The 4471-nt window shown below is 66.8% G+C and carries 5 protein-coding genes; all 5 read left to right on the top strand.

Going from position 1 to position 4471, the window contains the following annotated elements:
• Positions 1-40: 40 nt before the first annotated feature.
• Positions 41-1507 (top strand): DHA2 family efflux MFS transporter permease subunit, encoded by a 1467-nt coding sequence (locus ACWELQ_RS39180; RefSeq protein WP_452402060.1) that lies wholly within the window; start codon positions 41-43, stop codon positions 1505-1507.
• A 208-nt stretch (positions 1508-1715) separates the two neighbouring features.
• Positions 1716-1826, top strand: a complete 111-nt coding sequence (locus ACWELQ_RS39175) for a potassium-transporting ATPase (RefSeq protein WP_452402059.1) — start codon at positions 1716-1718, stop codon at positions 1824-1826.
• Positions 1823-1909, top strand: a complete 87-nt coding sequence (kdpF, locus tag ACWELQ_RS39170) for a K(+)-transporting ATPase subunit F (protein WP_452402061.1) — start codon at positions 1823-1825, stop codon at positions 1907-1909. Before ACWELQ_RS39175 ends, kdpF begins: the two co-directional genes overlap by 4 nt.
• Complete coding sequence (gene kdpA, locus ACWELQ_RS39165) at positions 1910-3586, top strand: potassium-transporting ATPase subunit KdpA (RefSeq protein WP_452402058.1); 1677 nt, start codon at positions 1910-1912, stop codon at positions 3584-3586.
• Positions 3583-4471, top strand: an 889-nt coding sequence (locus ACWELQ_RS39160) for a P-type ATPase (RefSeq protein ID WP_452402057.1), incomplete at its 3' end; no start/stop codon positions are given. The genes kdpA and ACWELQ_RS39160, both read left to right, overlap by 4 nt.

The raw sequence follows: 4471 nt of genomic DNA, 5'->3' as shown, positions 1-4471 counted from the left end.
GACAAATACCGAGTTTCATGAATGGGGAATGGTGGATCAGATGAACGATCGAACCGGACGGAGCCCGTGGGCGACGCTGGGGGCGTTGTGTTTCGGATTCTTCATGCTGTTGGTCGACATGACCATCGTGGCGGTGGCGAATCCGGCGATCATGGGCGAATTGCATACCGGCGTCTCGACTGTCGTGTGGGTGACGAGTGCGTATCTGCTCGCCTATGCGGTGCCGTTGCTGGTGACCGGGCGGCTGGGGGATCAGTTCGGGCCCAAGGTGATTTATCTGGTGGGGCTGGTCGTGTTCACGCTCGCCTCGCTGGGGTGTGGTCTGTCCACCAGCATCACCATGCTGATCGCGGCGCGGGCCGTGCAGGGGATCGGGGCGGCGTTGATGACGCCGCAGACCATGGCGGTCATCACCCGGATCTTCCCGGCCGACAAGCGCGGCGCGGCCATGGGCGCGTGGGGTTCGGTGGCGGGGGTGGCCTCGCTGATCGGGCCGATCATCGGCGGCGTGCTGGTGGACGGGCTGGGCTGGAAGTGGATCTTCCTGGTCAATGTGCCGATCGGGGTGCTGGCGTTCGTGCTGGCGGTGATCTACGTGCCGAACCTGCCGACCCACCGGCACCGGTTCGACCTGCCGTCGGTGGCGCTGAGCGTGAGCGGAATGTTCCTGCTGGTCTTCGGAATTCAGCAGGGCAATACCGACGACTGGTCGGCGCGGATCTGGGTGTGCGTCGGGGCGGGCGTGGCGTTGCTGGCGGCGTTCCTCGCGGTGCAGGCCCGCGACGCCGCCGAGCCGCTGGTGCCGTTGTCGCTGTTCCGGGACCGCAACTTCGCGCTCAGCACGCTGGCCATGACCGCGATGGGCGTGGCCACCACCGCCATGATGCTGCCGGGCTACTTCTATCTGGAGAGCGTGCGCGGGATGAAACCGACGCAGGCCGCGACGGTGTGGATCGTGATGGCCTTCCTCACCGCGCTGCTGTCGCCGGTGGTCGGCAAGCTGGTCGACCGCGTCCATCCGCGGGTGGTGCCGGTGGTGGGCTTCGCCGGATTCGCCCTCGGCATCGCCTGGTTCGGTCTGGTGATGAAGCCGGAGACGCCGCTGTGGCAGCTGCTGCTGCCACTGGTGTGCATGGGCGCCGCCAACGCGTGCGTGTGGTCGCCGCTGGCGGCCATCGCGACCTACGGGCTACCCCTGCATCAGGCCGGGGTCGGCGCGGGCGTCTACAACACCGCGCGGCAGGTGGGCCTGGTGCTCGGTAGCGCGGGCGTCGGCGCGCTGATTCCGGCGCGGCTTGCCGCGCACGGTATTTCGGCCGCCGAGGCGAACGGCGGAGCCCTGACGGGTGCGGCGCGGACGGCGTTCAGCGCCGCCCTGTCGCAGTCGATGGTGTTGCCTTCGGCGGTATTGATCATCGGTATCGCCGCATGCCTGTTGCTGGGTCACCGGACTCCTGCCCCGTCCCCGGCGGTTCCGGCACAAGAGACGGCCGACGCGGTGGGTTGAGCCTGCCCCCGTGTCGCCGCGGCCCCGGAGAGCACCTGCTCTCCGGGGCCTTTCCGGTGTTCCGGGACGGTCCGCCGCCGTCGTGTGACGCGCGACGCGACCGGCGTAAGCGGAGCGTCAATGCGGCGCTCTGGGACGCTAAGAAGGCGTAAACGACCTCGGAAATGGGCTTATCGGGCGCTTGACTCACTCCGGCGCGTCTCGGGACGTGCCGTCAGAAGAGAGGTTTCGAGAGATGTCCATCGTGGTGTTCACGGTGCTGACAGTGGCGATCTTCGCCCTGCTCGGCTTGATCCAGCGCGGGGTGGAGCGGCTGTGATTCAGAACGTGATCGGTCTGGTCCTTGCCGTCGGTATCGCCATCTATCTGGTGGCGGCGCTGCTGTACCCGGAGAGGTTCTGAGTGAGCACCACTACCGCGGGGATACTGTTCGTCGTATCCCTGGTCATCGCGCTGGCCGCGGTGCATGTGCCCCTGGGCGACTACATGTACCGGGTCTACAGCAGCGAGAAGCATTCCAAGGCCGAGAAGGGCATCTATCGCCTGATCGGTGTGCAGCCGGGCGTCGAGATGAGCTGGGCGGTCTACGCGCGCAGCGTGCTGGCCTTCTCCGCCATCAGCGTGCTGTTCCTGTTCTTCCTGCAGCTGATCCAGGGCAAACTGCCGCTGCACCTGCATGATCCGGGTACCAAGATGACCGCGGATCTGGCGTGGAACACCGCCATCAGCTTCGTCACCAACACCAACTGGCAGAACTACGCCGGTGAGTCGACGATGGGGCACGTGGTGCAGGCCGTCGGCCTGTCGGTGCAGAACTTCGTGTCGGCGGCGGTCGGCATGGCGGTGGCGGTCGCGCTGGTGCGCGGCTTCGCCCGCCGCCACACGAGCGAGCTCGGCAATTTCTGGGTGGATCTGGTGAGGGGAACCATCCGCATCCTGCTGCCGCTCGCGTTCGTGTTCGCCGTTCTGCTGGTGGCCGGCGGTGTGATCCAGAACCTGCACGTCTACGACCAGGTCGCGCAGACGGTCGGCAATACCGGTTCGCAAACCCTGCCGGGCGGACCCGTTGCCAGCCAGGAGGTCATCAAGCTGCTGGGCACCAATGGCGGCGGCTTCTTCAACGTGAACTCCGCGCACCCGTTCGAGAACCCGACGGCGTGGATCAACTGGGTGGAGATCTTCCTGCTGCTGGTGATCAGCTTCACGCTGCCGCGCACCTTCGGCCGTCTGGTCGGCTCGCGCAAGCAGGGTTTCGCCATCGCCGCGGTGATGAGCACCCTGGCGCTGATCAGCGTCACCCTGATGAACCTCTTCCAGCTGCAGCACCACGGCACCGTCCCGAGCGCCATCGGCGCGTCCATGGAGGGCGTGGAAACCCGCTTCGGCGTAGCGAATTCGGCGACCTTCGCCACCGCGACCACGCTCACCTCGACCGGTGCGGTGGACTCGGCGCACGACTCGTACACCAGCCTCGGCGGCATGATGACCATGTTCAACATGCAGCTGGGTGAGGTCGCGCCCGGCGGTACCGGCTCGGGTCTGTACGGCATGTTGATCCTCGCGGTCATCACCGTGTTCATCGCGGGCCTGATGGTCGGCCGCACCCCGGAGTACCTGGGCAAGAAGATCACGCCGAAGGAGATCAAGCTGGCCGCGGCGTACTTCCTGATCTCGCCGCTGATCGTGCTGGTCGGCACGGCCACCGCGATGGCGCTGCCGGGCGAACGCGCGGGCATGGCCAATTCGGGGGCGCACGGCTTCTCGGAAGTGCTGTACGCCTTCACCTCCGCCGCCAACAACAATGGTTCGGCCTTCGCCGGTCTGTCGGGCAATACCGTGTGGTGGAACACCGCGCTGGGCCTGGCCATGGTGTTCGGCCGCTTCCTGCCCATCATCTTCGTGCTGGCCCTGGCCGGTTCGCTGGCCGCGCAGGGCCACACCCCCGCCTCGGAGGGCACTCTGCCGACCCATCGGCCGCAGTTCGTGGGCTTGGTCGTGGGCGTCACCGTCATCCTGGTCGCGCTCACCTTCCTGCCCATGCTGGCGCTCGGCCCGCTCGCTGAAGGAATCCACTCATGAGCACTCCCACCCTCGCGCCCGACACGGACGCGCCCGTGAAGCCCAAGAAGGGCGTCGCCAGTGGGCTTTTCGATCCCAAGATGCTGGTCAAGTCCGTCCCGGACGCGGTGAAGAAGCTGGATCCGCGCAGTCTGTGGCGCAATCCGGTGATGCTGATCGTCGAGATCGGCGCGGTCTGGACCACCATTCTGGCCATCGCCAAGCCGAGCTTCTTCGCCTGGGCGATCGTCGTATGGCTCTGGCTGACAGTGATTTTCGCCAACCTGGCCGAGGCCGTCGCCGAGGGGCGCGGCAAGGCGCAGGCCGACACGCTGCGAAAGGCCAAGACCGACACCGTCGCTCGCCGTCTGGTGGACTGGTCGCCGGGCGCGCGCATCGTCGAGGAGCAGGTTCCCGCTCCGGAATTGCAGCGCGGCGACTTCGTGGTCGTGGAGGCCGGACAGGTCATCCCCGGTGACGGCGATGTCGTGGAAGGCATTGCCTCGGTGGACGAATCGGCCATCACCGGTGAGTCCGCGCCCGTCATCCGCGAATCCGGCGGTGACCGTTCGGCGGTCACCGGTGGCACCACGGTGCTGTCGGACCGCATCGTCGTCAAGATCACCCAGGAGCCGGGCGGCTCGTTCATCGACAAGATGATCGCGCTCGTGGAGGGCGCGTCGCGGCAGAAGACGCCGAACGAGATCGCGCTCAATATCCTGCTGGCCGCGCTCACCATCATCTTCGTGTTCGCGGTGGTCACGCTGCAGCCGCCCGCCATCTATGCCAAGGCGAGCAACCCTGGCGTGCTGGACAATCTGGCGCTGGATGGCAACGGTGTCACCGGCATCGTGATGGTGTCGCTGCTGGTGTGCCTGATCCCGACGACCATCGGCGCGCTGCTGT

Source organism: Nocardia sp. NPDC004722, from assembly GCF_053601505.1.
Note: the sequence above shows the minus strand (reverse complement) of the source record. Positions and strands in the feature narration are given on the sequence as shown.

What these genes read in the sequence shown, in the direction of transcription:
- ACWELQ_RS39180 (WP_452402060.1), top strand. Translation starts at nt 41, where the DNA reads ATGAACGATCGAACCGGACGGAGCCCGTGGGCGACGCTGGGGGCGTTG.